This is a genomic window from Halobacteriovorax sp. DA5 (assembly GCF_002903145.1).
Classification (GTDB): Bacteria; Bdellovibrionota; Bacteriovoracia; order Bacteriovoracales; family Bacteriovoracaceae; genus Halobacteriovorax_A.
Window position 1 is genome coordinate 263,488 of sequence record NZ_PPDJ01000003.1, and the last position, 26,210, is coordinate 289,697.

The window sequence follows — 26,210 nt, forward strand, 5'->3', positions numbered from 1 at the left end:
TTGGACAAGGATGTCTTTTGAAAAAACTACTTCTTATTGCAACATTAATTGTTAGTTTTAACTCGTACTCTGCTGTTAATCACAAGGCACATCAAGCTGTCTTAACGCAGAAGCTAGAAAGACAATTCAAGTACAATCTAAAGTCTGCTGAAATGGATAAGCTTAAACAGCAAGTATTAAAGCTTAAAGGAAAGTCAGTAGCGGCACTTATCAATGTAATGAAGAACGAAAAGTATCCAGAGAAAAATCGTTGGATGGCCACTTTCTTACTTGGTAGAGTTATGGGAAAGAAATCAGCTCCATTTATTTCTAAGTTTGCGAAGCATCCTAACTGGGTTATGAGAATGGCCGCTCTAAAATCATTATTAGCTTTAAATCAAACAGATTATAAGGATGTTTATAAGCAATCTCTAAAAGACAATTCTCTAATTGTTCGCTATCAAGCACTAGAGAATGTTAAGAAGTTAAACCTTACAGACCTCGCTCCAAATATTTGGGCCATGCTATATGATAAGAGAAACTATCATATCAATGAAAAACTCAAGTCAACAAAGAGGGCCCATATTGTAAAAGAAATTATTACTACAATAGGTGATCTTAAGTTCGAAAAAGCTAAGAAACCTCTTCTATCAATGATTCAAAAAGAAAAATATTCTGATATTCACAGTGAAATCTCTGATACATTAGAGAAGATTACTGGTAGAAAAGCGCCAAACGGTAACTTAAAAGAGAAGAAACGTTTCTGGTCTAAAATTTCTCAAGCGGCAGTAGTTATCCGCTAGTATTCAAAATGATTAATCTGAAATGATGGGTGATGAAACTTAAAGGCATGTCCTTTAGGTTTTATCACAACGATCTCTTTCTCTTCGATATGAGTTTTCTTCTGAGCATCTAAAACACCAATGAATTGCTTTAATTCAATTTGAGAAGGTGTATTAGGAATTGAAGTGAAAATGATATTGAGTTGTTCACCATAATTCTTTGAAAAGAAGTAATGGCTTAAGCTATCTTTAATTAGATTTTTATTCTTAGACTTTAAAATTCTTTCCTCTAGTGTGCCATCAACGAGATGGTTAATGGCCTCGAGGATTTGAGCAGAACTTTCTTGTTGCTCGTCATAGAGACAGATGACTGCGCCAACTTTTTCATTTATTAATGTGAAGAGTTCGTGCTTTAGTGCCATTTTATTGTGCTTTACTTACCTTATCTAGGATTCCGTTAACAAAGCTTTTAGATTCTTCTTTCCCATAGCTCTTTACAAGGTTGATGTACTCATTGATTGCAGCATTATTTGGAGTATCTTCAAACTTAATCTCATAAGTTCCAAGGCAAATAATTGCTCTTTCAATTGCATCTACTGAATCAAAGCTTCTTTTTAGAATATAAGCTGATGCTGTTTCTTTGATTTCAGGAAAGTTCTTGATAACACCTGTAATTAGTTTATTACCAAAGCTTTGTACGCTTGGGTTGATATCATTATCATGGTGCTCTTCGTCTTCTTTCATGTATGATTCTTCAAACATTTCAATATCGGCCTTAAGCTTTCCAATATCATCTTTATATTCTTCAAGTTCTGTTTTGAAGTCTTTTAAAAATAATTTGTAGATAAATTTAAAAGCAAAACGACGTGCTGCTGACTTATTGTTGAATGCTTGGTTTTTCACTAGTTGAATCCTTATTTAATAAAAACTTTTCTTTTAAATTTCCAAATTGACCGATGCTCTTTTGTAAACTTTCGATGAAGCCATCGATGTCTTTAAAGTTCCAATAGAATGAAGCATATCTAACGTAGGCAACAGGGTCTAGCTCGTAAAGCTTTTCCATAACAACTTCACCAACAATTTTCGCAGGAACTTCGATATTGTTCATTTGCGATAGAGTCATCTCAACATCATCAATTAATCGGTTGATTTGTGCCGTAGTTAAAGGTCTTTTTTGACAGGCCTTATTGATCCCTTTCGAAATTTTTTCGCGGTTATATGGCTCTCGTCTTTTGTCATTCTTTACAAGTGCCGGAACTTGAAGCTGAAGCTTCTCATAAGTCGTATAACGAAAGTCACAATTTAGACATGCCCTGCGACGACGAACAGCAAGTCCATCTGACAGATGTCTGGAATCAATAACTTTTGTGTTAGGTGTTTGGCAACTTGGGCAATACATATCTATTTTTAGCATAATATGAATGCATTGCATATTCCCATTTTTACGGTGTGAATATTTATTGAAGAGAAGAGAGCTTTCTGAAATTATCCTCAAGGTCTTCCATTACTTCGTTTCCATCATGGTAGAGAAGAACCGTGAAAAAGTCTTGTTGTTCTCCTGTGCGCTGTGTAATTTTATATGGAGCAACAGCTTCTTGTTTGTACATGTGGGACTTATCCCACTTAATCTGAGGAAAGGATTCAAAGACTAACTGCGCAAATGAAATGCGACTTGTATCTGAAGGGTCCATCTTGTAATCATATGGCTTACCTATATTGCTTAGGGCCAGAACAATTCCTTGAGTTGTTTCATGATAAGATAATTTTCTTTTTCGAATTACAGCAAGGTCGTCTTGATTATAGATCGATTCGATACTTTTTAGTTTGATGCCTTCTCTTGTTGTTGTAATAAAGTTGAGGTTCTTAGATTGAATCTCATTACGATACTTAATAATGAGAGGATGCTTAGATAATCCAAGCTTAACGATTTCATCCCAAGAACCAATCCAGATTCCAACATTATCCCAAAAGCGATCGACGACAGCGTTATTAAAGCTATTCTTATTATGAGTAAAAATAATGTCCATTGGTTTAAGTTGATAAACTAAATGGTCTTTTTCTGTTTTTCCTAAATAGGTAACTTGACCACCTGTTAAATTTTCAAATTTGATAGCTTTATTAAAGTAGCCTACATAGTAAGTCTTATCTTTAAGTGCCATCGATGAGATTGTATTTTGAAGTGAAGAAGTAATTTCATTCCATCTTTTCTTTTTATTATAGCTCTTAATCAATTCATTATAGACAAGCGTCTCTTCAATAAGTGGATTGATATAATAAGAAATTCTTGTTTTATTTTTAACTTCTTCAAATATTTTTATATCACGATAAATTGCGGCCATCTTTGCTAGTCTCCTATGAGAAGGGGACTTAACAAGCTTGTTGACAAGGTTGTTGTGATAATTTTCAAGCTCTTTTTGAAGAGTAATATCTTTTTCACTTTTTATTGCTTCACGAATTTTATTCTTTAATAGTAAGTGATTTTCATAGATTGCAATATTTGCGATAAAACCAATTTTTATGGCCTTTATAATTTCGGCACCTTTTATGTCATAAGGATTAATGATTGCGTAGTCGATATCTCTTTCTTGTCTTTTAAGCTTTCGTTTTCCCTCAAAATATATTTCTCGTCTTTGTTCAACTAGTGTCGTTTGATTAGTTCGTATTTCAAAACGTGTTGTTGGATCTGTTACCCACGAAATATTTTTTAAAAAAGTATTTAGCTCAGAAGTTATTTTTTGATTCGAATCAAAATACGGTGAAATAAATTTTAGAGAACTCTGATTATTTTTCTTTTGTGCTTTTGCAAAGTCCATTCGCCACACAAGATTTTTTTCAACGGCTTCCTGAAGTTCATAGATAACTTCTTTGCTGATCTTGAACTTAGATGGATTGTAGTCTGGTGTTGTTGAAGCGATATAGCGAGATACTGCAGCAGAGTACTGGTCATAGGCCATTTCTATTTGATCGACAGTTGAAGCACAAGACGATAACAAAGTTGAAACTAAAATGACTGAAATAAATTTCGAATGAAAATTCCTCACAATATCCCCACAAACTAAATCTCATTTAGTTATCGGCTAATTTAAGAAATTTTATTAATATTAGAGGATAGTAGGCTACTATCCTCTATAAAGTATTGAAATTAGTAGACAGGAAATTCTTTGCAAAGCTTTTCAACTTGCGACTTGATGTCCTTAAGAGCGGCTTCATTCTCAGCATTTTTTAGGGCCTCGACAATCCAAGTTCCTATTTGCTTCATCTGCTCTTCACCCATTCCACGAGTTGTAAGTGCAGGTGTTCCGAGACGAATCCCACTCGTTACAAATGGAGATCTTGTATCCCCTGGAATCATATTCTTATTACAAGTAATTCCTGCTTCTTCTAAAGCCTTTTCCGCAACTTTACCTGTAACGCCTGCTGGATCAGTTTTCATAAGGATTAGATGATTATCTGTACCACCTGAAACAATTTCCATTCCTAGCTCAATTAGCTGTTTAGCTAATGCTTGAGCGTTTGTAATAACTTGCTTTTGATATTCCTTATATTGTGGATCAAGAGCTTCTTTAAAAGATACCGCTTTCGCAGCAATAACGTGCTCAAGAGGTCCACCTTGAATTCCCGGGAAAACGTTGAAGTTTATCTTCTTTGCAAGTTCTTCATCGTTTGTCAGGATAATACCACCACGTGGTCCACGTAATGTTTTATGTGTAGTAGACGTTACAATATGCGCGTGAGGAAATGGTGAAGGGTGAAGGCCTGCAGCAACAAGGCCAGCGATATGGGCCATATCAACCATTAAGTAAGCACCAACTTCATCAGCTATTTCTCTGAACTTAGCGAAGTCAATTGTTCTTGGATATGCAGATGCACCAGCTACGATTACCTTTGGTTGGTGTTCTTTAGCAGCTCTTCTTACATCATCGTAATCAATCATTTCTGTTTCAGGATTTAATCCATAAAACTTTACATCAAAATATTTTCCAGAGAAGTTTACCGGTGAACCGTGAGTTAGGTGGCCACCTTCTGATAGATCCATCCCAAGAATTTTGTCTCCCGGAGCAATGATTGAAAAGTATGCGGCCATATTTGCGCTTGAACCTGAGTGAGGTTGTACGTTTGCAAATTTACATCCAAACAATTCACATAGACGATTAATTGCAAGCTGTTCAACTGAGTCAACAACTTCGCACCCACCGTAGTAGCGCTTGTTAGGTAAACCTTCGGCATACTTATTTGTAAGTACTGAACCTTGTGCTTCCATTACTGCAAGTGAAGTATAGTTTTCAGAAGCAATTAATTCTAATCCTTCTTCTTGTCTCGCTAGTTCTTTTTTTGTTAACGAGAAAATTTCCTCATCCATTTTTTCTAGGCTATTGGCGTTTTTATGAAACATTCTTTATCCTTCAATTTTCTTCAGTACTAATGAAGAGTTAGTCGACCCAAAACCAAATGAGTTATTAAGGGCGTATTTAATATCTTTCTTAACTGCCTTATTAGGAGTGTAGTTAAGATCACATTTAGGGTCTTGATTGTCGATGTTAATCGTTGGGGGAATAATCCCGTGGTGAAGAGCTAGAGCTGTAAAGACAGTCTCAACACCACCAGCAGCACCTAAAAGGTGACCAGTCATTGACTTAGTTGAAGATACATTTATTTTCTTTGCATGCTCTTCTCCTAGTACTCTTTTAATTGCACCAGTTTCTGCAACATCTCCAAGTGGAGTTGATGTTCCGTGAGCATTTACGTAATCAATATCTTCTGGAGAAATACCTGCATCTTCGATAGCTTTTTTCATACAACCGTAAGCACCATCACCTTCTGGATGTGGAGCTGTAATATGGTGAGCATCTGAAGTTGCACCGTGACCTACGATTTCTGCATAGATCTTAGCTCCTCTCTTAACTGCACTTTCATATTCTTCAAGAATTAGAACTCCAGCACCTTCACCCATTACAAAACCATCACGATCAATATCAAATGGACGAGAAGCTTTAGTAGGCTCATCAACGCGCTTTGAAAATGCTTTCATATTGATGAATCCACCCATACCTAGGTTACAGATAACAGCTTCAGCTCCACCTGTAATCATGAGGTCATGACGGCCAGAACGAATCTCTTCTACCGCATTTGAAATAGCGTGGCACGAAGATGCACATGCAGATGAAACAGTGTAGTTAACACCCATGAATCCATGTCTAATACTTAAAACACCAGTTGCCATATTTGGAATAATCGCCGGGATGAAAAAAGGTGAGATACGACGTGGCCCACGCTCGACAAATGTCCTTGCTGTTTCTTCTGTAATTGGGAAACCACCAATACCAACTCCAAGGATTGCACCAACTTTGTACTTATCGAAATCCTCTAGGTTTGCACCAGAGTCTTTTAGGGCCTCTTCAGTTGCGTGAAGAGCAAAGTGAATGAAGCGGTCATATTTTTTCGCTTCACGAGCTTCCATGATATTTTCATCTAATTCGAAGTTTTTAACTTCTCCAGCAATTTTGATTGCTAGATCTGGAATAGGGAAGCTTTCAGCTTCTGAGATTCCTGATCTTCCTTCGATTAGTCCATTCCAAACATCTTGTGTGTTGTGACCTAATCCACAAATTGTTCCAAGGCCTGTGATAACAACACGTTTATTACTTCTGTTACTCATATATATTCCTTTATCTTCCTTTATTTATTCTTCAATTCTACTAAGTTTTTTTCCTAGTATTTGATAATTTTGCAGGCATTTTGACAAGGCATAGAGGGTCTTAATTTTTACGCTTTTCAAGCATTACTGTTTAATTTTTAACGTAATTTCAGGAGGTTGAACACTTTATTCATTTTTATCGTTAATAAGTTAATATTTTTAAAGGCTTATACGATAAGACTGCCATGAAAAAGATTAACCTATTAATTTTATCAATTTTATCTATTTACACTTATGGCCAAAAAGTATCCGTTGAGTTTGCCAACGATATGTACTTTGATAGCTGTAATGCTCCTGCCGAGCTGCCTGTTGTTATTTGCGAAGATGGGGATTCTCAAGTCGTACTTCAGCGAAATCAAAAAGGGCACTTATTTGGAATTTATCGAAACGGTAGTATCAAGGAAACTGAAATATTTCCTGTCAGAACAATTAGTGATGGAAAAAATGTTATTTTTCATAATGCTAATAGTGAGCAGTTTGTTTCTCAAAGAGCAGTTGAAGAGTTTGACACTCCAGCAGGTCGTCTAAAAGATATGGATGATGCGCAAAAGTCGATTTTCTCGCTTATTCGAAATATTCATCCTTCTCATAAGGAAATTAGAGACAGTTTACAAAACTTCTTAGAAGGTGTTGAAAACGATATCGAACGCCAGAATGAAAAGGTTACTCAAGCCTACACAAAAATGTGGGTGCAGGATAATAGTAATAAGAATCATCAATGTGAAATGGCCACTAAGTGTACGATAAAAAAGTGTGGCGATAATCACTACATTATCTTTGATCCAAGCCGTAACGTTTACATGCCAATCAATTACTCTCGCGATAATCGAGGTAATGCTCAATTTACAAAGAATGATAGTTATATCAAATATGCTCGTACTCTTGGTGGAGCAATTATTGAAAGAAATGCTGAGTACGAGAAGTCTCGCCTTACGGCCCAAAGAAAAGCGCCTGAAGTTATGGGAAATAACTCATCAGCTTTCTTTAGTATGCAAGACGCAGGCTTTAGTGACTATTTGAAAACAGTTCTTCCACATTGTACTAAAGAGGTTCAGGGCGATATTATTGCACTTGGGAGGCAGTCGGTTCGCGAAAGAGATAATTTAGACTTCGTTCATCTCGTTGATGTTGTAAACGGAAATATCAATAGTCAGTATATTAATCGCCAATTCCTGCCAAAGAATAGTTGTCGCGATGGTGATAGCTACTATGCTTCTGATTCTTATGAAAAAGTTAAGGAGTATCGTCCTCGTGCAAGTGGTGTAATTTCTCTTCAAAAAGCAAACGAGCTATTTAAAAAGGCACGTGCGATGAAGGGGATGGCCTGGAAATATGTTCAAGACGGTTGTTATGCTCGTTCAGAGTTAATGGTAAATATGTTTGAAGAAGAAGGTGTTGTTGCAGATAAGGCATGGGCATCTGGTAAGCTTAAGATACCAAATCAACAATATCCTTTCTGGAGTTATCATACAGCACCTGTTGTGTACGTTGATAATGGAAGAGGTGGGGTATCTAAAATGATTATCGATCCTTCGATTGCTTCAAAACCAATTGAAGTGAACGAATGGTTAAAAACTATGGGAGCAGATGCTTCTAAAGTTGACCATGTTGGATTTCCTCCAAGTTTAGATGCAATAAGTGTTGGCCGAACAGCATTTGGAATTGCGAGTAGAGATTCTTATCACCCTCAAACTGCTTCGAATATGATGAGTCGTGAAGCTAGGGCAATAGCGGCAAAGACTTTACTAGCAACTTATGAGAAGAGAACTCTTTAGGAATAGATAAAATGAAAAAAATAATTCTTTGTACACTACTTAGCTTTCTGTCAGTTCATGCTGCGACTATAGCGACGTCACAATACCAAGTCGCTACTTTCCAAATGGAAAAGAACGAAATTACTGTTAGTTTTGTTGAGAGTGCTCCTTTCTATCAAGCGAAAAAGAAAGATGCGAATTGTTTTCAAAAGGCAATTGAAGACAAGGAGAAAGTTGAAATTAAGTACGATTACAAAACTTTTCAAATACAAAGCTGTAAAAATTTATAAAAAGAAAGCCTGCTTTAAGCAGGCTTTTTTTATCTAAGAATTATTTTTTTGATTATTGCTTAGACTCTAGGTACTTAACTACGTCTTGAACAGACTTAAGTCCTTCTGCATCTTCTTCTGGAATTTGAATATCAAATTCATCTTCCATCTTCATCATAAGTTCAACGATGTCTAGTGAGTCTAGGTTTAGATCGTCTACGAATGAAGTTGTTGCATTGATTTTTGCGATATCGATTTTTGTTTGATCCGCTACTAGTTGAATTACTTTTTGTTCCATATTTGTCTCCTAATAAATATATTAAGTTATAAACTCAATTTCTCTCTCTTATATAAAAATTTAATTTTAGTATATTAATATTTTTCTAGATATAAAGTCCACCGTCAATTTTAATAACTTCACCAGTAATATATCCTGACGCTTGGCTAAGTAGGAAGCAAACTAGGTTTGATACATCTTCCGTTGACCCAAAGCGTGAAGTTGGAATTGAAGCTATATAAGCTTCTTTCGCCTTTTCTTCAAGAGCATCAGTCATATCCGTTTCAATAAATCCTGGACAGATAGCGTTACAACGAATGTTGCGACTAGCTAATTCTTTGGCAATTGATTTTGTTGCACCAATAAGCCCTGCTTTAGAAGCTGCATAAGCTGTTTGAGAAACGTTACCCATTAAACCAACAACTGAGCTCATATTAACAATTGAAACATTTTCAGCTTTTAAGAATCCACGTGAACAGATACTTGTTAGCATGATAGCACCTTTAAGGTTTGTATCGATAACTGCGTCTAGGTCAGCCTTTCTCGTTCTAAGCAGAAGAGTGTCTTTTGAAACACCCGCATTATTTACAAGACCTTCAACTGGACCAAATTCCTTAACAAAGTCATTTACTGCCGTCTTCATTTGTTCTTCATTATTTAGATCGAACATTAGGCCAGTTACATTTGAAGCACCAAGCGCTTTAAGTTGCGACTCAACTTCTTTAGCAACATCTTCTTTTCCTTCACGGTAGTTGAAGATAACGTGTGCGCCTTGAGAAGCAAGTGATTTAGCGATATCTAGTCCGATACCACGGCTTGCTCCTGTTATTAAAACTTTCTTGTTCTTTAAATCGTTATAAGTTGCAATCATATTTGCTCCTAAGAGTTTAGTGCTTCTCTTAATTCATCAAAGGCACCATCTTTGTCTAAAGAGATAACTTTGATATTACGGTTAATTTTTCTTGCTAGTCCCATTAGAACTCGTCCTGGCCCAACCTCAACACAAAGAGTGTCATCATCAAGGCTTGCAAAACTTTGAGTCCAAAGAACTGAACCATCAATTTGCTTGATCAGGTTCTCTTTTACAACTTCACCGTCTGTACCAATTTGATACTTTTTGGCGTCAATATTGGCAATATAAGGAATTGTCGTTTTATTAAAAGTTACGTCATTAAAAAATGCTGCCATATTTTCTCTAGCTGGTTTCATAAGACTAGAGTGGAATGGAGCACTTACTTTCAGCTCAACTGTTTTATGTGGTTCAGAGAAGTTTTCTGAAATCCATGAAACGGCCTTGTCACATGCGTCTGCATGTCCCGAAATAACGATTTGTCCTGGCTCATTAAAGTTTGCAGGCATTACTTCATTGCCTTCAGTTGAAGCTTCTTTACATGCTTTTTCAACGATATCTGCAGGAACTCTCATTACAGCATACATTTTTCCCATTCCCGCAGGAACAGCTTCTTGCATATATTTTCCACGATTGTGAACAGCTCTTAGCGCATCTTCAAAGCTTAGAGCACCAGCTGCAACAAGTGCAGGGTATTCACCAACTGAGTGTCCAAGTACACATGAAACTTCAACACCTGCTGCATCTAAGATCTCTTTAGCTTTTTGAAATAGGCCAATTGAGTAAGTCAGAATTGCTGGTTGAGTGTTTTGTGTAAGAGTTAGCTCTTCTTCAGGGCCTTCAAGCATAATCTTTGAAAGGTTGTATCCAAGAGCTCCATTTGCTTCTTCAAGTAATTCAAATGATGGGTGTCCTTCAAGACTTTTTCCCATTCCTACGTATTGTGATCCCTGACCAGGGAAAATTAAAACAACTTTTTTCATAATATAAAACCTTAATTAATATCTAAGTAGAGTTGCTCCACTAGTTAAACCTGCACCAAACGCATCTAGTAATAGTAGCTGACCACGTTTGATTCTTCCATCAACAATTGCTTCGTGCATTGCGATTGGAACAGTTGCCGCCGATGTATTTGCGTACTTATCAATATTAACAATTACTTTCTCTGGGTTGATTCCTAGAAGTTTTCCTGTTGTTTCGATGATTCTTACGTTTGCTTGGTGAGGGATTAACCAATCAACTTCTTCTAAGTCTTTACCTGCTTTTTCTAAAACTTTTTTAGCATTTTCGGCAAGAGTTCTCGTTGCTACACGGAACATTTCTTTACCTTTCATTTGCATAAAGTGAGTTCTCTCGTTTAGGTGTTGAGATGTAATTGGATCAACTGCTCCACCAACTGGTTGGTCAAAGAATTCTTTACCTGCACCATCTGCACCTAATTCAAGTGAAAGGATATCTGAGTCATCACCATCTTCGTTTGCACCAACAATGGCAACACCACAACCATCTCCAAAAAGAATACAAGTGTTACGATCTTCCCAGTTCACTTCTCTAGATAACATTTCCGAACCAACAACAAGGGCATTCTTAATTGCACCCATGCGAATAAGTCCTGTCACCATATTTAAACCGTAAACAAATCCAGAACATGCTGCTGCAATATCAATGGCCGCACACTTATTTGTGATTCCTAGCTTTTGTTGAAGAATACAAGCTGTATTTGGAAGTTTATAATCTGGAGTAACCGATGCGAAGATAATCATATCAATATCATTTGGCTCAAGGTTTGCCGCTTTTAGTGCATCTTGAGTTGCATGGTAGGCCATATCACTTGGCCACTCGCCACCTTCTGTTGAGCAAATATGACGCTGACGGATTCCCGTTCTTTCATAAATCCATTCGTCACTTGTTTCAACCATACTTTCTAGGTCGACATTTGTTCTAACTTCTTTTGGAGCGTAGATTCCAGTTCCTTTAATCTTTACTTTAATATCCATTTAAATTCCTAATCTTGGTAATAAAAAATTGCGCCTATTTTATTGAGTATAACAATGATGGGGAAGGGCAGGGGCGTTATTATTTGACACTGTGTGTTTTTTGGTCAAATTTACAATAAAAGGCCACGTTTGTGGCCTTGTGTTCATTTTAAAAGTTTTGAAGCTTCTTTAAGCCTTTGTAGACGGCGTGAAGCCAATCCTGTCTTTAAGAATTGAACAAGATCTGCTTTCTCATCCTCTGTTAATTGTAGTGGGCGTCTAATATCGTCATCGCTTATTAACTGATATCGCAATTTATTGTTAACAAAATTTTCATCTTTTACGATTTTTTCTTCGTAATGACCTTGAGTTACCTCTGTGACAATATAGTTTTTAATAGCAGGACGCGTGTGATTATAGTGATCAACAACCTCTTCTAGAGTCTCATAAACACCGTTGTGCATATAGGGTGCAGATAGATGAATATTTCTTAGCGGTGGTGTTCTGAAATTATATTGGTCTGCCTTATTGCCAGTGACTTCGAAGCGACCTTTATCGTTCAAGGTAGCATCTGAACTGATTGGCCCAATTTGTGGAAGCCCAATTGATTTATAATCCCAGTCCGTTAAGTGTTGGCCACTGTGGCAGTTGATACAAGCGCCTTTATCTAAGAAAACTTTTAGACCTCTTTTTTCGGATTCATTTAGTGCTCCTTGATTTCCATTTAAGTATTCATCGTAGGGAGTATCAACAAGGTTAAAGTTTCTAGTGATAAAAGCTGCTAGTGCATTAGCAACATGTGAAATATCAATTTTATTTGCTTCAAAATCTTTTGGGTAAGCGCGTTTGAAAAGATTTTGGTACATCGCGCTTTTAGATCCATTTAGAAGGCGCTTAACTAGAGCATCCCACTTTGCTAAGTCTCCTTTTTTAGAGGCGATTTCATTATCCTTTCCTAACATCTCTTCAACAGAGAGGAGAGGGAAGATAACTTGAGCTGCTAGGGCATTGCGAATTTTCTTATTTAGTTCAGGCTTGTTATTAAGCTCCACACTTGGAGTTTTAAATTCACCCTTGTTCCAGTCAACGTGAACTCGTCCATCCCAAAACATATCTGTAATTTCGTCGTAGCCAAGATTGATTAAGGCCGGAGCATGGCGCTTAATAATATGGCCTTTGCCGTCTTGAACGCGACTTTTTCCAAGTCCGGCACCACCAGTTCCAATTGAGAATGGAATATTGTCTCCTGTACCAAGCATTGGATGATGACAGTGCATGCATGTGATGTCTTTATTTCCACTTAGGCGAACCTCTGCAAATAGGCGCGATCCTAGAATTACTTCATTCTGATTTTGTAGTTGGGATTCAGGTAGGGAAGTTAAGTTGTGTTTTTTGATGAGCTTAGAAAGTGCTTCATCTAATGGGGACAGGGCAAATGTATTAAATACGAATGCAATTGTTAAAAGTAGTCTCATGGTCTCTCTCTCAGTTTGTGTAGTTTAGTTATACTAAAAGAAAGTTTGATGGGTCAAACTGATTTTTATTAGGTTCCAGCAGACTTTGAAAACGCAAAAAGCCCACTCATAGAGTGGGCTTTCTTATATGAGAAATAATGAATTATCTTATTCTTCTACTTCTTCTCTGTCTGCTTTTGTAGCGAATACTTTCTTACCTTTCCAGTAACCAGATGGAGAAATACATCCCTTCTTAGTTAACTCACCAGTTGTTGAATCAGCTACAACTACATTATTCGCGTAAAGCTTGTGTGTTTGACCAGCTCTTCTTAGGCCTTTTCTTGAAACACTTGTCTTCTTCTTAGGTACTGCCATTTTCTACTCCGTTATATTCAACTTCAATTTTTAAAAATCTTTACGAATGAGCTTACTTAAATACCTTACTCACTCCATTATTACAAGCCTAAAAGTTAGGCCTTATTAATTCTTATGTTCGCAACTGCTTGTATTTAGGTCGACTCCACAAGTTTGACATAGACCCTTGCAGTCTGCGTCATGAACTGGGTAGTGATTTATGGCCAAAAAGCAGTTTTCTGCTACGGCTTCTCTTAAATCTGCCTTACCTCTTTCGTGGAAAAACATATCTGCAGTTTCATCAGAGATGTAAATCTCATCAACTTCTTCATACTCAGGATCGTCTTCATATCTCTTATTAATAAAAGCACAAGTGAACTCTGTTTCAAACTCTTGAGGAGTATCAATAAGACAACGTACACAAGTTGCTGTATAGGCTCCTGAAGCTTTTCCTTTAACGATTAGGTGCTCGCCGAAAGTATAGTCGCGAGCATTTTTAAGTTGAAGTTCAACATTTAAGTGCTCGAAGCCCTCAGGCTTAACTTCAGGTTCGAAGTCCTTTGTAATACCGTCTAGGATTGATTTTACCCACGCATTATTTTTATCAGTAAGATGATAAGTTTCAAACTCGTCACCTACGCGTGAGATGAGAATCGTTGAATCTTTTAAGAATGTATTATCTTTATTTACGATTTGCATTTTTTCCTCTGTGATTTGAGTTCTCTGTTTATATTGCGAGGGGCCAAAAGGCAAGAAAATTAGGACATTATGAACTTAATCGTGTAGTTTTTTACTTATGAGAATCTTTCTAACGGGCTTTTCTGGAGCCGGCAAAACAACATTTGGTGAGAAGCTATCTAAGGATGATAAATTTCAAGTATTTGACTTAGATGAGGAAATTTTTAATCGTATGGGAACTGGCTATGACTCGCTTGCGGAGTATATTCAGGACATTGGCATTGAAGAATTTCGTAAAGACGAAATCGATATGATTAAGCTACTTCATCAAAATATGAAAGATGATTATCTTGTTTCACTTGGGGCCGGAGCATTAGATGAGCAAGTTGTGGTTGATTTCATTTCAGAAATTGGCGGAAAGCTTGTTTATATTCAAAGTACATTTGAAGAATGCTGGGAAAGGCTTAAAAAGGATAATAATCGTCCATTGGCCAAAAATGGTATCGATTTTATGAAAGATCTCTATGAAAAGCGAACTCCAAGCTATGAAAAAAGTGATCTATTTCTTACGCAGGCACAAATTCAAGAAATAAATACAGTAGAAGAGCTCTTAAAATTGCTATAACCCTTCTATTTTGATACGATTTTAGACGATGTTATGTCCTTAGAAGGAGTTTTTGCGCCATGACAATGATTAGTCCAAAAGTAGCCATTCTTTCTTCGATGATTGAAGATTGTAAGGGATTTTCTAAAATCTTTAAAAATATCAATATTCTTATTGATTCATTTGATGACGCAGATTCATTTCTAATCTCTCATATTCAAAGACAATATGACTTAGTATTAGTACGCGCTCAAGATGTGGACTATGAAGGCCAATCTCTTTTTGATCGTCCTGAGCTAAAGAAAGTTCAAAGAGCATTCATTGTTGCTTCAAACTCTGACTTGAAGTCAGTTGCTAAAATTGAAAGTCTTGGATCGATCTTCACTGAATTAGATCTTCTAGTGCAAGTGCGTGGAGTTCTTGATCAATATAATCGCAAAACATCTTTAATTAGACAGGTTAATCAGCTTGAAACTTTCCATGATAAATATCGTCACAAACAAGAAGCTTTAGTTGCAAGTCTTGAGAGTGAAAGAACGAAGACTCTTTATGGAAAAGATTTCTTTGAAGTTTGCGACATAATTAATTTCAATAAAGATGAGAGTGACTTTAAATCTCTAATTGCAAATGTATTTGAGCCACAAGAATTTGTAACAAGTGTTACAGTTTTTGATCTTAATAGTAATACGAATAAGTTATGTGCCGTTAAATATGATGGGATGAAGAATATCAATGTTCCTGATATCTGGTTAGGTCATATTAAGCTTAGAGGGGTTAATGAGAACGGAATGAATATGGTAAAGAATATAGTTTCTAGCCTTGTTCATAATCCTGTTGTAACTCTTGCAATGTCTGCAAATGGTGTGGATATTACAACTGTTGTAGCTCTTGAAGTTGATCGTGATTACTTATTTAATTTTAACTGGCAGGTTGTAGAGTCTCTACTAAGTGGAGTATATGCTCAAATAGTGAATGCAAATACTCACTCAGCTGCGGTGGCAAGTGCTCAAGGACCTTTTGAGTTACTAGGTCAAATCTCTCAAACTACTCACGGAAGAAATCTTATTGCTGTAGACACTTCTGAAATATCAGATCTACTGGAATTAAGATCGGACTTTGATTTTGATTGGGAAACTTTTTGGCGCGATATGAAGATCAATCTATCGCAGATAACTAATTTATCAAATATTTATAATATCTCTTTTGAATCAATTGTTTTAGATGTTGAAAATGATTTCTTCGAAGAAAGTTTTGCAGCGGCAAAAGATCTTTGCAAAAATATTCGCTTAGCAAAGTATTTTTCAGGGAAGGATAAGAGTTTAATTCTTTCAATGTCATTAAATGTATTTGAAGTACCATATTCTCAGTATTCAATGGTAACAACAGCAAGAAAGTTGAAAGCTAAGAGATCGTTTCAAGAAAGCACAATATGAGAATAAAAAGTTGCATGGAGATTAACGTCTCAACTCTTGCAAATAATTACCAACTACTGAAAGAAATTTGTCCAAATAATGAAGCCCTTTTTATGGTTAAGGCAAACGCCTACGGCCATGGAATGGTTCCAATTGTTAAGTTTGCGTACTTTGAACTAGGGATTAAAGAATTTGGCTGTGCCAGTATTGGTGAAGCCTTAAGACTGCGTGAAGAAATTCCTAATGGAGAGTTTGAAGTATATGTTTTCTCAGATGTGAATCTAGATCTTCAAGAAGCAGCAGATATCTATTTAAATAATCGAATCATTCCAGTTCTATCAAACGAATCAAACTTGAAGTACTTTTTAGAGCAAGAAGACTTTAGATATTTTCCTCTGTGTTTAAAATTTAATACGGGAATGAATCGACTTGGATTGAGGCTTGATCGGATTGATGAAGTCGTTAAACTAATTAAAGCTTCAGGTAGAAAGAGTATCTATCATTTGATGTCGCACTTTTCGAGCTCTAGTTTATCGATGGATAAAAATAAGAGAAATCTTGCACAAAAAGAAAATTGGCGTGAGCTAAAATCGCAATTGCTTGCATCAGGGATAGAAATTGATAAGTCATCACTTGCAAATTCTGGAGCAATTGAACAGAAAGTAGGCTTGGAGGAAACACACGTAAGGCCAGGACTTATGATGTATGGACCAACTTCACTTCTTCCTCAGTATAGTCACCTGAGCTGTTGGCAAGGAAAGTTAATTTCTAGACTTGAGACAACTTTTATCAACAGTTTTAAAGTAGATCGCGGGACTCCAATTGGTTATGGAGCAACTCCATGTCCAACAGATGGTGTTGTTGGGATATTTGCACTTGGCTATGGGGATGGCTTTTCGACTCGTTATCAAAATGTTCACTTAAGACACGGTAAAGAAATTGGCCAAATTGTCGGGCGAGTGAATATGGATATGGGACAAATTTTGTTTAATAACCAAGATCTTGAAATTAAAAATGGAGAGAGATTTGTGGTTTGGGATCAAAGTGGTGAGAACTTCTCTAACATATGCCTCGAGTCTAAGACAATTCCTTATGAAGTGTTCATTCACTTAACAGAAAGAATTCCCAAAATTTATCGACAGTAAGTAGCAGTTTCATTTTTTTTCCCGTAAAATTTCAGTAATGAATTATTTACTTAGAAGTTTTGTCATCTTTAATGAAAACTTAGGTCGCATCATTATTAAAAATGTTGCGGGCCTTGGAACGATAATGAATTTTATCGTTAACTTTTTCTATTGGGCCAGTCGAAAGCCTTATCGTTTCAAATTATTTTTTGAGCAGATGGACTTTATTGGCAATAAAAGTTTATTCATTATTTTCTTGGCCGGATCATTTACGGGAATGGTTATGGCCTACCAAACTTATTTTGGTTTCAAGTTAATTAATGTTGATTCACTAGTTGGGCCAGTTGTTGCAATTACACTAGCTAAAGAATTAGCTCCGGTATTAACTGGTTTGATTGTTGCAGGACGTGCTGGAGCAGCTATGGCAGCGCAGATTGGAACAATGAAGGTTACAGAACAAATTGATGCACTTGAAGTTATGGGTATTAGTAGTGTTCAATTTCTTGCTGTACCAAGAATTGTTGCCGGAACATTATCTCTACCATTACTTTCAATTTTCTTTCTCTTAGTAGGAAATATTGGATCTTATATTGTTGGTACTGTTGCCCTAAAAATTGATGATGCGATTTATCTCTCAAAGCTTGGACAGTTCATGTATGTCTCAGATATTTTCCAAGGAATAATCAAAGCTATCGTATTTGGATTTGTTATTTCTGTTATTGGAACATATTTTGGTTTCTCTGTTACAAAAGGTGCCCAAGGGGTAGGTAAGGGAACAAACTTAGCTGTTGTTTGGGGAATGATCTCGGTACTCGTTCTTGACTATTTCTTAACGAGCTTTTTAGTGCAGGTGATGTAGAATGTTACACTTTGAAGATTCGTCAGTAAAAATATTTAATTTAACTAAGACTTTTGGAAAACATACTGTCTTAAATGATCTTAGTTTTGATATTCAAAGAGGAAGTATTACAACAATCCTGGGGTTCTCAGGAGCGGGGAAGTCGACTCTTTTAAAACATATTCTAGGGCTTCATCATCCAACTTCTGGAAAAATTGAAGTGTTAGGCAAAGATCTTTCTCTTTTAGAAGAAGATGAACTTAGAAAGTTTCGTCAAAACTACGGAATGCTTTTTCAATATGCTGCCTTATTTGACTCTAAAACAACTTTTGAAAACGTTTCTTTTCCATTAGAAGAGTTCACTAAAATGACTCCAAAAGAAATAGAAGAGAAGGTGTTTGGTCTACTAAAGTCAGTAGGTCTCCAAGAAATTTCATTTGATAAATTACCAAGTGAACTTTCTGGGGGGATGAGAAAGAGGGTTGGTCTTGCAAGAGCGCTGGCCTTAAGTCCACAGGTTATGCTCTATGATGAGCCAACTACTGGTCTTGATCCAATTACGACTAAAATGGTCAACGACTTAATTGTCGATACGAGCCATAAACATAAAGATATAGGATTAACGTCAATTATTATTTCTCACGATGTTAAAGCGACGCTGGAAATTTCCGACTACGTTGCCTTCCTTAATCGTGGTAATATTGTTGAGTACTTACCAGCGAAAGAGTTTAGAAATTCAAAGCACCCTTTGGTGCAAGAGTTTATAAATCTGTAAGTACTAAGCCTAGGGAAGAGGGTTAAAATGAATGAATTTAAAGTTGGGCTAATGGCCCTAACTGCCATGATAGCAGTTGTTGTTATGTCACTTATTGTGACTTCAAACCAATCTGGTTTTGGAGCATATAATGAGTACTATACAACAGTAAGTGATGCGTCTGGTATTTTTCCAAAAACACCAATTAAGGTTGCAGGTATCAATGCCGGCCGAATTAAAGAAATTCGTCTAATTGGAAATAAAGCAGAAATTACTTTCGAAGTTCTAGCAAGAGTAGGAATCACAAAAGGTTCAAAACTGAAGATTCGCTCTGTTGGTTTCCTTGGTGATAAGTATCTTGAAATTTATATCGGAAACTCTGAGGTTATTCTTCCTGATGGTTCAGAAATTATTGCAGAAGAGAAAGCGGGGATAGAGACGCTTTTAAAAGATGCAACAGATGTTATGCAAGATGTGAAAACACTTGTCGGAAGTATCAAAGAATCATTTGTTCCAGAAGGTGGCGAGCCTGCAATGAAAAAGATCATTCGCGACGTTCAGCTTACTCTAGAAAATACTCGTGAAATGACTGCAAAATTGAATGATATTGTTGGTCGCAATAACGAGAAGATTCAAAATATTGTGAATAATCTTGAAGCATTTTCTGATCAAATTGCCTTTCAAACAGATGCAAATGAGCCTGAGAGTACAGTTGCTGATGTAAAAGAAATTTTAAAGAAAACAGATCGTATGATGGCCGACCTACAAGGCCTTGTAAGAGATATTAAAGATGGTAAGGGGACAGTTGGTAAGCTACTTGTAGAAGAAGAGATTGCTGATGAGGTTAAAACGACTTTAGCTAGTGTTCAAAAAGTTATTGGGCGTGTTGATAGTATTCGTACTCAATTTTCTGTTTATACAGGGGCCAATACGGGAACAGGACAAACTGATACGACAGCTGAACTTAGAATCTTTCCTTCTCCTGGACGTTTCTACTTACTTGGTGTGACAACAACTGAGTTTGGACCAGAAAGAAGAAAGATTACAGAGACGACTGTTGGTGGAACCACAACTGTTGTTGATGAGAAGAAAAGAAAATATAACGATATTCTTCTTAACCTACAGCTTGGCCGTCGCATTGATAACTGGACATTTCGTGGTGGTCTAATTGAATCATATGGTGGATTCGCTGTGGATTATAATTTTGACGATATTGGTCTGGTATCTTCATTAGAAGTTTTTGATTATAGAGAAGATGTAGGGCCAAATATTCGCGTTGGGCTAGATTTACAACTTTGGAACGTACTTTATGGTAAAATCGAAGGTGAAGATTTAATTAATGACCCACATGCAGTTTATAGTCTTGGTCTAAAATTTAATGATGAAGACTTAAAAGGATTCATAGGAATTTTTCTATAGGATGTAGTAAATAGATGATGATGGACAATAGAAATTGGCTAATTCGCACAAAATCAAATAAGATTCTTGGCCCACTTTCGAAACAAAAAGTTATCGAATTTGTTCAAGATGGAACACTTACAGAGGAAGATGAAATCTGTAGTGGTAATGGATATTGGTTTTGGATTAAAGAAGACGATTTATTAAATCGTTATTTATTTGGCGAAGAAGAGCAAAGTTTCAATCCTGTATCAGAGGCAAAAACAAAGGTTGCCTCTAGCGTATCTAAGCTTGTAAAGACTACTGGTATAGTTGAAAAAATTAAAGACTCTGAAGAACTTCCTGCTACACCAAGTTCTACTGAAGCTGAAACGACGGCTTCTGGATCAATCTCAATAAATACAACAGAAGATGGTGAAGAAATCGTTTTACCAGAAGATGGTGATCTCGATTTTCCTGAACCAATTGATTATAGCAATAATACTCTTCCACAACATGATGCTCCAGTTGTTACAAACGCAAGTCCGCTAAAGGATATGGATGCTGGTGTTAGTATGGCCGAAGTTGCTGAGGCCATGAATGTAGAAGAGGAAGAAATTGTATTACCAAGTGATGATGACCTAGACTTTCCAGATCTGGGAAGTACACAGTCAACGCTTTCTCTCGTCTCTGAAGAGCAAACGGACACATCAAGCAGTGAGAGCCAAATTGATCTTCTTGTTGCTGAAGCGGAAGCTGAGAAAGAGAAAATTGTCGCTGAAGCAGATTCTAATTTAGACGAGATTGCTGAAGATGCGAGACTTGCTCTTGAGGAAGAAAAGCTAGCAGGGCTTCCAGCATCGGCGCCAAATTTAGATGAGGAAGAAGAAATAAAGCCTATGAAGGCCGTTGAAATGCCTCGTCCAAAAAGAAAGAAGACGAAGAAAAAATCGACGAAATCAAAAAAGAAAAAGAGAAAGAGTGACTATAGCTTTGTCTATGTGGCCATTGGAGTTCTCATAATTCTTTTATTTTTTATTTCTAAGTTTTATTCAAAGTTAGTGGGAAAGGATCTCTTTTCTGAGCTTCATTTTAAAATGCCTACTACAACAGTATTAGCGCAAGAGTTTCAAGCAGATAAAAAAAAAAGATATTTTTAAACTTTGTTAATATTTCTTATAATTTATCGTTAAGTGGAGTTGAGTACAAGCCTGAGTTTGTAAAATCAGCACCTCCAAATTGTTCAAATATTTCACAATTTGAATTTAATTTAATCTATGCATTTACAACTTCTGGCCAGTCCTCAAACCAGTGGATTGAGTTTCAGGCAAAATGTCAGGAGCTATTTTATTCAGATCTTATTGTTCAAAATAAAAAAGAGAGTCGTTCATTAAAAGCACTCGAGGAAATCGAAGAAGCTTTAAAGATGAAGTTTGATAGCAAAAATATTGGACATCAGAAGTTTTTGAAAAAGTTAGAAAGAGAAAACTTTCATCAATTGATGTTAGAAATTGTCATCGCTTCTTCTTTAAATAAAGCAGAATGGTTAACTGGTGTAATCATTGACCTTTTAAAAAGAAATATCGAATTATATCCAGTTTGGATTAATGAAAATATTCCGCGTGAAGCAAGAGCAAGGTATGAGGGAGCACTCATACGTATTTTTGATATTATTAATAACTCAAGTATTGATGAAGTTTATAAACTAATGCTTTTTAAAAAATTCACTCATATCTCTTCTGGAGATAGTCGATTAAAACTATCACAGCTTCTAAACCAAACATTTGGCTCGACTCTTGAGTTTGATCTCTCTAGTTATAAATTTGGAATCAAGCTCGCTCCATTTTGGGTTCAGGAATTAGAAGACTTTAAGTTGAAGCAAAGACTTGTCGAGCGCTATTTTAATACTCCTGCGATTCAAGGTTTTGATGACTATGGAAATATTTTGTTTGAATATAATATTCCAAATATAGGAAAAAAGAGGGATGAGTTAATTGAGAAGGTAGCTTCATCTTATCAGTCATATAATTTTGAAAAAATGATGTCATTGATTGTTGGACTTAGAAATCCTGTCTTTAAGCGAGAATTAGTTAAGAAAGATAAGTTTTTTGAAAGACCTATTTTTAGTATTGAAAGAACTTATCTGGCAGAGAAATTAAACGAAAAAAATAGTAGCTGGATTGCATTTCATTTACTATATCTAGGGCAAAGAGACGAAAATATTATTAAGAACATAATGGTCGACCTATGAAGAATATATTTATTTATCCAACTGATACAGTTTGGGGTATTGGTGGAAATCCATTTGAAATAGAAACATATGAACTGATCGCAAAGATTAAGGGGACTTCTGTAAACAAACCTCTGAGTATCTTAACAAATGATGTCCAACAGCTTATTTCAATCTCTAGAGGCTCGGAGAGTTTGGATGAGTTATTTGATGACCTCTTTAAGTTTCAGATAACAGTAGGGTTACCAAAAGCTAGCTTGTCACTTAATTTCCCTACAGGTCCATTTGATGAAACAAGCTTTATCTGTTTTCGCGTAATTCAAAATGAGATTATTGATGAATGTATTAGGGACTTCCCAGGTTTCATTACTTCTACAAGTCTAAACTTAACAGGTGAAGATCCTATTAGTGATACTGAAGAAGCTAACTTATTTTGGCAAAAGCATTGCCCTGAAACGAACTTTATCAGTTCCGAGTTTTTAACTCCAAGTGGGAAGTCTTCAACAATTGTCTTTATATCTGGCTTGAGTGCAAAAATAATACGAGAAGGTGAGGATATTAAAAATATTCTCGAAACATTAGATAAGCATGGAATTAATTACTGATTATTCTCAACCTGAATTTTATCGTTTTTCTCGTGATTCAATTGAGCTTGCTGACTCGGTTGTAAAATACCTTTTGGCAAAAACGATTAATCCAGAAACAATTGCTGACTTATGTTGTGGTTGTGGAGTTATATCCCTTGAAATAATTCAAAAGCTATCAAATAAAGTATCATTAAACACGACTTCTCTTGATCTCTACGAGCTTCAAGAAGAATACCTCGAACATATTGAAAATAATATTGATCAACTTCGTAAGTACTTACCAAGTATTAAATTTAAAACTCAAATTTGTAATATACTAGATGACTCGAACTTAGCTACTAATTCTTACGATCTCATTGTTATGAATCCTCCTTACTTTAATCAGGCCAGCGGACGATCTGCTTTGGATGAAAGAACTAGGAAATGTCGCGAATATAAAGATGGCCAATTTGAAGCATTATTAAAAAAAGGCGCAGAGTTATTAGCGCCAAAAGGATATTTCTTCTTTGTTTGCCGTGAAGATAAAGATACAAAAAATGTCATCAGTAATATTTCAAAAAATTATTCAATTGAAAGATTAGATCAGACAAATGCCTTTTCAATATTTTTACTTTTTCGTTCTTAATTGAAAGAATAAGGACTTTAGAGATTCTTTCAAGTCATTATCACTAATATCTCTAAATTCATTTTCTGCTGCTTGCATAATTGCTTTGTATTCAGGGGACTGAGGGTGAAGTCTATTTTCAACTTCTTGTTTTACCTTCTCTTTTTGAACAACAGAAGATTTCTTTTTTGTGAAGTATTGATTATCTACTTGGAAAAAGACCTTTGAAATATGACCTTTTGTTTGTGGCAGTACATTACCAATAGACTTGATAATTTCTGTTTCCATATACTTAAGTTGTTGAGCATAAACTGGGTGAGACGTTAAAATAGTCAGTGACTTATGCTTAAGTTTCAATGGAATTGTAAATTGTGAAAGTCTTGGCCCAACAATTCTATCCCATGAATTTGAAAGATCGAGGAAGTCAAAAAGGTCGACACTTCCAAGGCCTTTTTGCTTGGGAGCATAGTTCTTATAGCGCGCCAGCTGGCCGTCAGTATCAATATCTTTAAGAATATCTTTCAGGTTTTTCACAGCATGCATCATATATTAAATAGGCTCTCACAGTCAAAGTAATAGACGATTCCATTAATCCTAGGCATATTAGTAATATGAAGTTTCTTATACTTATAAGCATCGTTTTATTAAGTTCTTGTGCGGGGTATCGTTTTAGTGATTCAAGTAATCCTTTTGAGGCCCAGGGCGTGCACAGTGTAACAGTTTTTGTTGTTAAGAATCACACAGGGATTACTGGCCTATCTCAAATTTATACAGATCAAATAGTTGAGACATTATCTTCATTTAGTAACTTAAGAGTTCGTTCTGGAAAGAATTATCGAAGTGATGCAATACTATTGGCCGAAATTACAAGTAAGAAAATTGCTGGTAAGGAAGTTAGGGAGCAAGGTGATACTCTAATGAGTGATGATCAGAAAAATCAACTTGGTGGAAATAGAAATGCATTCTATCTTTCGACTGAAGGTGCATATGATTTTGATATTGAAGTAAGTGTTTTTAAAAAACCAAACTTTGAAGAAATTAAATTCTACGAATCATTTTACAAGTTAGATCATTCTCAATTTCCTCGTAGTATTTTCTCTAAGAAATTTACGATTAACAGTTCTTTTATTATTGAAAATACTGTTGGTGGCATTGATACATCTGCACCTCTAAGAAGTGTAAAGAATAGAGGTACATTCAAGAAGTCTCTAGTAGATGATGCAAAAGAGTTCGGAGAAGACTTTAGAGAGGTACTTCTATATGCCTTCTAAAAAGCAAAGCTTCGAACTAAATGGTATTGATAAGATCGTTTCAGTTCTAGAAGCATTTGATGGTGTTTATCATCTGAGTGTTCCAGATGAGTTTACTTCAAAAATTATTTGCGATAGCTTGGCCAAGAAAGCTAAGAAGCTTTGGCCTCATGAATTTAGTCTCGACTTTATTGAACAAGAACTTCTTGCTGGTGGTGGTTTGTTTGGTCCATCAGGGCCATTCATTGTAATTGATGCTCAAGATATTAAATCAAATGCATTTGATACATTTAATAATAATCGTCATTTAATTAATGAATCAATTATCTTTATAACGAAGGGAAGGCTACCTAAGGGATTTCCTAAAGATGACTTAACGGCACTTTCTTTAAGTGCTCCTAAGCCATGGCATTTTGGCCAATACCTTGATGTTTTTGCAAAATATTTTGGTTTTCAGATCTCTGCTCAGATTAAAAACTTTATTGAAAAGTCTGTGCCTGAAAATGCTAGTGATTATTTCAACTGCTGCCATATTCTTTCTCACCATGTTGACGAGAGTGGGATGATATCTCTCGATAAGGCCAAGACTCTTATTAAGATTAAGAAATTGGATTTTTTTGATCAGGCAGATTTATTCAATCAATCAAATCTTAAAAGGTTTTATTTGAACCTTCTTCTTATTGAAGACGATTTTGGAATATATCTCGATTTTTTCCGCTCATTCCAGGGGCATGTAAATAAGGTTATTGATCCTTCATATTTGGCTGCGAAAAAAACACCTAGTAAATACGATAGGGGAATTCAGCTTGCTTCTCGTAAATGGGATTTCCAAGAATTAGTTAAATTTCAACAGAAAATGATTGATTTTGAAATCATGGCAAAGTCAAAGGACTTTTGGTTGAGAGACAGTCTACGAAGAGAATACTTAAGTCTATAGGATTAACTTCAAATAAGTACAAACACAAAAAGCGGAGAAATATCTCCGCTTCTTATATATTCAAACTTTCGAAAAAGATTAAAGTTTGTTGATTTGACCAGCAAGTCTAGATGTTTTTCTACCAGCAGCGTTACCTTTGATAACTCCGTGCTTAGAAAGACGTGAAAGAAGCTTTTGCGCTTTAACTAGTAGAGATGATGCCTCTTCTTTGTTACCTGCTTCAATAGCATTTCTTACGTTCTTTACAGCTGACTTAACAGCAGTTTTTCTTGCAGTATTTCTTTCGTTTCTAACAATTGATTGTCTAGATCTTTTCTTTGCAGATTTGTGGTTTGCCACAATCGACTCCTACGTTTAACTTGTTCAACATCTAATTAATAAGCCCCTTTTTATAATCTGCCAAGGGCCTTTTTGCAAGTGAAAAG

30 protein-coding genes are annotated in these 26,210 nt (G+C 35.9%); 15 read left to right on the top strand and 15 right to left on the bottom strand.

All coding sequences use genetic code 11. The annotated features are described in order from the left end of the window. Nucleotides 1-17 precede the first annotated feature (17 nt). Nucleotides 18-782, top strand: a complete 765-nt coding sequence (locus C0Z22_RS07910) for a HEAT repeat domain-containing protein (protein ID WP_103217820.1) — start codon at nt 18-20, stop codon at nt 780-782. Here the strand turns inward: C0Z22_RS07910 and C0Z22_RS07915 are convergent. The 6 genes from C0Z22_RS07915 to fabF form a co-directional block, all read right to left on the bottom strand. Beyond that, a complete protein-coding gene (locus C0Z22_RS07915; RefSeq protein WP_103217821.1) occupies nt 779-1,183 on the bottom strand; it encodes a hypothetical protein in 405 nt (134 codons plus the stop codon). The genes C0Z22_RS07910 and C0Z22_RS07915 overlap by 4 nt on opposite strands. Nucleotide 1,184: 1 nt before the next feature. After that, nucleotides 1,185-1,664 carry a transcription antitermination factor NusB gene (nusB, locus tag C0Z22_RS07920; protein WP_158246856.1) on the bottom strand — a complete coding sequence of 160 codons (480 nt, stop codon included), beginning with the start codon at nt 1,662-1,664 and terminating at the stop codon, nt 1,185-1,187. Next, nucleotides 1,639-2,175, bottom strand: coding sequence for a transcriptional regulator NrdR (gene nrdR / locus C0Z22_RS07925; RefSeq protein ID WP_021268241.1), 537 nt, complete (start codon nt 2,173-2,175; stop codon nt 1,639-1,641). Before nrdR ends, nusB begins: the two co-directional genes overlap by 26 nt. Nucleotides 2,176-2,218: 43 nt before the next feature. Then, a complete protein-coding gene (locus C0Z22_RS07930) occupies nt 2,219-3,802 on the bottom strand; it encodes a YiiX/YebB-like N1pC/P60 family cysteine hydrolase (protein WP_103217823.1) in 1,584 nt (527 codons plus the stop codon). Between the two features lie 101 nt (nt 3,803-3,903). Beyond that, nucleotides 3,904-5,154, bottom strand: a complete 1,251-nt coding sequence (gene glyA / locus C0Z22_RS07935) for a serine hydroxymethyltransferase (protein ID WP_103217824.1) — start codon at nt 5,152-5,154, stop codon at nt 3,904-3,906. Nucleotides 5,155-5,157: 3 nt separating this feature from the next. Then, the gene (fabF, locus tag C0Z22_RS07940; RefSeq protein WP_103217825.1) at nt 5,158-6,417 is read right to left on the bottom strand and encodes a beta-ketoacyl-ACP synthase II; all 1,260 of its coding nucleotides are present in this window, start codon (nt 6,415-6,417) and stop codon (nt 5,158-5,160) included. A gap of 224 nt (nt 6,418-6,641) precedes the next feature. Between fabF and C0Z22_RS07945 the strand changes: the two genes are divergently transcribed. Continuing rightward, nucleotides 6,642-8,231, top strand: a complete 1,590-nt coding sequence (locus C0Z22_RS07945) for a protein-glutamine glutaminase family protein (protein ID WP_103217826.1) — start codon at nt 6,642-6,644, stop codon at nt 8,229-8,231. Between the two features lie 11 nt (nt 8,232-8,242). Then, entirely contained in the window at nt 8,243-8,500 is a 258-nt protein-coding gene (locus C0Z22_RS07950; RefSeq protein WP_103217827.1) for a hypothetical protein, read from the top strand. A 52-nt stretch (nt 8,501-8,552) separates the two neighbouring features. Here the strand turns inward: C0Z22_RS07950 and acpP are convergent, their stop codons facing one another. The 7 genes from acpP to C0Z22_RS07985 all read right to left on the bottom strand — a co-directional run bounded on the left by acpP (nt 8,553) and on the right by C0Z22_RS07985 (nt 14,089). Beyond that, a complete protein-coding gene (gene acpP / locus C0Z22_RS07955; RefSeq protein WP_021268262.1) occupies nt 8,553-8,777 on the bottom strand; it encodes an acyl carrier protein in 225 nt (74 codons plus the stop codon). Between the two features lie 85 nt (nt 8,778-8,862). Further along, nucleotides 8,863-9,627: a 3-oxoacyl-ACP reductase FabG gene (fabG, locus tag C0Z22_RS07960; RefSeq protein ID WP_233189709.1), complete on the bottom strand. Its 765-nt coding sequence runs from the start codon at nt 9,625-9,627 to the stop codon at nt 8,863-8,865. 8 nt (nt 9,628-9,635) lie between these two features. Next, entirely contained in the window at nt 9,636-10,589 is a 954-nt protein-coding gene (gene fabD, locus C0Z22_RS07965) for an ACP S-malonyltransferase (protein ID WP_103217828.1), read from the bottom strand. Nucleotides 10,590-10,604: 15 nt separating this feature from the next. Further along, nucleotides 10,605-11,603 carry a beta-ketoacyl-ACP synthase III gene (locus C0Z22_RS07970; protein WP_103217829.1) on the bottom strand — a complete coding sequence of 333 codons (999 nt, stop codon included), beginning with the start codon at nt 11,601-11,603 and terminating at the stop codon, nt 10,605-10,607. Nucleotides 11,604-11,746: 143 nt separating this feature from the next. Next, a complete protein-coding gene (locus C0Z22_RS07975; protein ID WP_103217830.1) occupies nt 11,747-13,057 on the bottom strand; it encodes a cytochrome-c peroxidase in 1,311 nt (436 codons plus the stop codon). A gap of 147 nt (nt 13,058-13,204) precedes the next feature. Beyond that, entirely contained in the window at nt 13,205-13,411 is a 207-nt protein-coding gene (gene rpmF / locus C0Z22_RS07980; protein WP_103217831.1) for a 50S ribosomal protein L32, read from the bottom strand. Between the two features lie 105 nt (nt 13,412-13,516). Continuing rightward, complete coding sequence (locus C0Z22_RS07985) at nt 13,517-14,089, bottom strand: DUF177 domain-containing protein (protein WP_103217832.1); 573 nt, start codon at nt 14,087-14,089, stop codon at nt 13,517-13,519. A 97-nt stretch (nt 14,090-14,186) separates the two neighbouring features. On the opposite strand from C0Z22_RS07985, the gene C0Z22_RS07990 reads away from it, so the two are divergent. The 10 genes from C0Z22_RS07990 (at nt 14,187) to C0Z22_RS08035 (ending at nt 23,619) form a co-directional block, all read left to right on the top strand. After that, nucleotides 14,187-14,693, top strand: coding sequence for a shikimate kinase (locus tag C0Z22_RS07990; RefSeq protein ID WP_103217833.1), 507 nt, complete (start codon nt 14,187-14,189; stop codon nt 14,691-14,693). Nucleotides 14,694-14,752: 59 nt separating this feature from the next. After that, on the top strand, nt 14,753-16,105 hold the full coding sequence (locus tag C0Z22_RS07995) for a hypothetical protein (protein WP_103217834.1): 1,353 nt from the start codon (nt 14,753-14,755) through the stop codon (nt 16,103-16,105). After that, nucleotides 16,102-17,229, top strand: a complete 1,128-nt coding sequence (gene alr, locus C0Z22_RS08000) for an alanine racemase (protein ID WP_103217835.1) — start codon at nt 16,102-16,104, stop codon at nt 17,227-17,229. The genes C0Z22_RS07995 and alr overlap by 4 nt, the downstream gene beginning before the upstream one ends. 37 nt (nt 17,230-17,266) lie before the next feature. Then, nucleotides 17,267-18,067 carry an ABC transporter permease gene (locus tag C0Z22_RS08005; RefSeq protein ID WP_103217836.1) on the top strand — a complete coding sequence of 267 codons (801 nt, stop codon included), beginning with the start codon at nt 17,267-17,269 and terminating at the stop codon, nt 18,065-18,067. A gap of 1 nt (nt 18,068) precedes the next feature. Continuing rightward, nucleotides 18,069-18,821, top strand: coding sequence for an ABC transporter ATP-binding protein (locus tag C0Z22_RS08010; RefSeq protein ID WP_103217837.1), 753 nt, complete (start codon nt 18,069-18,071; stop codon nt 18,819-18,821). Between the two features lie 27 nt (nt 18,822-18,848). After that, a complete protein-coding gene (locus C0Z22_RS08015; RefSeq protein WP_103217838.1) occupies nt 18,849-20,219 on the top strand; it encodes an MlaD family protein in 1,371 nt (456 codons plus the stop codon). 14 nt (nt 20,220-20,233) lie between these two features. Next, nucleotides 20,234-21,337: a hypothetical protein gene (locus C0Z22_RS08020; RefSeq protein ID WP_103217839.1), complete on the top strand. Its 1,104-nt coding sequence runs from the start codon at nt 20,234-20,236 to the stop codon at nt 21,335-21,337. Between the two features lie 266 nt (nt 21,338-21,603). Then, nucleotides 21,604-22,428, top strand: coding sequence for a hypothetical protein (locus tag C0Z22_RS08025; RefSeq protein WP_103217840.1), 825 nt, complete (start codon nt 21,604-21,606; stop codon nt 22,426-22,428). Next, nucleotides 22,425-23,012, top strand: coding sequence for an L-threonylcarbamoyladenylate synthase (locus C0Z22_RS08030; RefSeq protein WP_103217841.1), 588 nt, complete (start codon nt 22,425-22,427; stop codon nt 23,010-23,012). The genes C0Z22_RS08025 and C0Z22_RS08030 overlap by 4 nt, the downstream gene beginning before the upstream one ends. Continuing rightward, on the top strand, nt 22,996-23,619 hold the full coding sequence (locus tag C0Z22_RS08035) for a methyltransferase (RefSeq protein WP_103217842.1): 624 nt from the start codon (nt 22,996-22,998) through the stop codon (nt 23,617-23,619). Before C0Z22_RS08030 ends, C0Z22_RS08035 begins: the two co-directional genes overlap by 17 nt. Here the strand turns inward: C0Z22_RS08035 and C0Z22_RS08040 are convergent. Then, complete coding sequence (locus tag C0Z22_RS08040) at nt 23,602-24,132, bottom strand: DUF721 domain-containing protein (protein ID WP_158246857.1); 531 nt, start codon at nt 24,130-24,132, stop codon at nt 23,602-23,604. The genes C0Z22_RS08035 and C0Z22_RS08040 overlap by 18 nt on opposite strands. A gap of 77 nt (nt 24,133-24,209) precedes the next feature. On the opposite strand from C0Z22_RS08040, the gene C0Z22_RS08045 reads away from it, so the two are divergent. Further along, the gene (locus C0Z22_RS08045) at nt 24,210-24,869 is read left to right on the top strand and encodes a hypothetical protein (protein ID WP_103217844.1); all 660 of its coding nucleotides are present in this window, start codon (nt 24,210-24,212) and stop codon (nt 24,867-24,869) included. Then, nucleotides 24,817-25,785 (top strand): hypothetical protein, encoded by a 969-nt coding sequence (locus C0Z22_RS08050; protein ID WP_146037839.1) that lies wholly within the window; start codon nt 24,817-24,819, stop codon nt 25,783-25,785. Before C0Z22_RS08045 ends, C0Z22_RS08050 begins: the two co-directional genes overlap by 53 nt. Nucleotides 25,786-25,863: 78 nt before the next feature. On the opposite strand, the gene rpsT is transcribed toward C0Z22_RS08050, so the two are convergent. Next, nucleotides 25,864-26,124, bottom strand: coding sequence for a 30S ribosomal protein S20 (gene rpsT, locus C0Z22_RS08055; protein WP_103217846.1), 261 nt, complete (start codon nt 26,122-26,124; stop codon nt 25,864-25,866). Between the last annotated feature and the right edge of the window lie 86 nt (nt 26,125-26,210).

What these genes read in the sequence shown, in the direction of transcription:
- C0Z22_RS07915 (WP_103217821.1), bottom strand. Translation starts at nt 1,183, where the DNA reads ATGGCACTAAAGCACGAACTCTTCACATTAATAAATGAAAAAGTTGGC.
- nrdR (WP_021268241.1), bottom strand. Translation starts at nt 2,175, where the DNA reads ATGCTAAAAATAGATATGTATTGCCCAAGTTGCCAAACACCTAACACA.
- glyA (WP_103217824.1), bottom strand. Translation starts at nt 5,154, where the DNA reads ATGTTTCATAAAAACGCCAATAGCCTAGAAAAAATGGATGAGGAAATT.
- fabF (WP_103217825.1), bottom strand. Translation starts at nt 6,417, where the DNA reads ATGAGTAACAGAAGTAATAAACGTGTTGTTATCACAGGCCTTGGAACA.
- C0Z22_RS07945 (WP_103217826.1), top strand. Translation starts at nt 6,642, where the DNA reads ATGAAAAAGATTAACCTATTAATTTTATCAATTTTATCTATTTACACT.
- C0Z22_RS07950 (WP_103217827.1), top strand. Translation starts at nt 8,243, where the DNA reads ATGAAAAAAATAATTCTTTGTACACTACTTAGCTTTCTGTCAGTTCAT.
- acpP (WP_021268262.1), bottom strand. Translation starts at nt 8,777, where the DNA reads ATGGAACAAAAAGTAATTCAACTAGTAGCGGATCAAACAAAAATCGAT.
- fabG (WP_233189709.1), bottom strand. Translation starts at nt 9,627, where the DNA reads ATGATTGCAACTTATAACGATTTAAAGAACAAGAAAGTTTTAATAACA.
- fabD (WP_103217828.1), bottom strand. Translation starts at nt 10,589, where the DNA reads ATGAAAAAAGTTGTTTTAATTTTCCCTGGTCAGGGATCACAATACGTA.
- C0Z22_RS07970 (WP_103217829.1), bottom strand. Translation starts at nt 11,603, where the DNA reads ATGGATATTAAAGTAAAGATTAAAGGAACTGGAATCTACGCTCCAAAA.
- C0Z22_RS07975 (WP_103217830.1), bottom strand. Translation starts at nt 13,057, where the DNA reads ATGAGACTACTTTTAACAATTGCATTCGTATTTAATACATTTGCCCTG.
- rpmF (WP_103217831.1), bottom strand. Translation starts at nt 13,411, where the DNA reads ATGGCAGTACCTAAGAAGAAGACAAGTGTTTCAAGAAAAGGCCTAAGA.
- C0Z22_RS07985 (WP_103217832.1), bottom strand. Translation starts at nt 14,089, where the DNA reads ATGCAAATCGTAAATAAAGATAATACATTCTTAAAAGATTCAACGATT.
- C0Z22_RS07990 (WP_103217833.1), top strand. Translation starts at nt 14,187, where the DNA reads ATGAGAATCTTTCTAACGGGCTTTTCTGGAGCCGGCAAAACAACATTT.
- C0Z22_RS07995 (WP_103217834.1), top strand. Translation starts at nt 14,753, where the DNA reads ATGACAATGATTAGTCCAAAAGTAGCCATTCTTTCTTCGATGATTGAA.
- alr (WP_103217835.1), top strand. Translation starts at nt 16,102, where the DNA reads ATGAGAATAAAAAGTTGCATGGAGATTAACGTCTCAACTCTTGCAAAT.
- C0Z22_RS08005 (WP_103217836.1), top strand. Translation starts at nt 17,267, where the DNA reads ATGAATTATTTACTTAGAAGTTTTGTCATCTTTAATGAAAACTTAGGT.
- C0Z22_RS08010 (WP_103217837.1), top strand. Translation starts at nt 18,069, where the DNA reads ATGTTACACTTTGAAGATTCGTCAGTAAAAATATTTAATTTAACTAAG.
- C0Z22_RS08015 (WP_103217838.1), top strand. Translation starts at nt 18,849, where the DNA reads ATGAATGAATTTAAAGTTGGGCTAATGGCCCTAACTGCCATGATAGCA.
- C0Z22_RS08020 (WP_103217839.1), top strand. Translation starts at nt 20,234, where the DNA reads ATGATGATGGACAATAGAAATTGGCTAATTCGCACAAAATCAAATAAG.
- C0Z22_RS08025 (WP_103217840.1), top strand. Translation starts at nt 21,604, where the DNA reads ATGAAGTTTGATAGCAAAAATATTGGACATCAGAAGTTTTTGAAAAAG.
- C0Z22_RS08030 (WP_103217841.1), top strand. Translation starts at nt 22,425, where the DNA reads ATGAAGAATATATTTATTTATCCAACTGATACAGTTTGGGGTATTGGT.
- C0Z22_RS08035 (WP_103217842.1), top strand. Translation starts at nt 22,996, where the DNA reads ATGGAATTAATTACTGATTATTCTCAACCTGAATTTTATCGTTTTTCT.
- C0Z22_RS08045 (WP_103217844.1), top strand. Translation starts at nt 24,210, where the DNA reads ATGAAGTTTCTTATACTTATAAGCATCGTTTTATTAAGTTCTTGTGCG.
- C0Z22_RS08050 (WP_146037839.1), top strand. Translation starts at nt 24,817, where the DNA reads ATGCAAAAGAGTTCGGAGAAGACTTTAGAGAGGTACTTCTATATGCCT.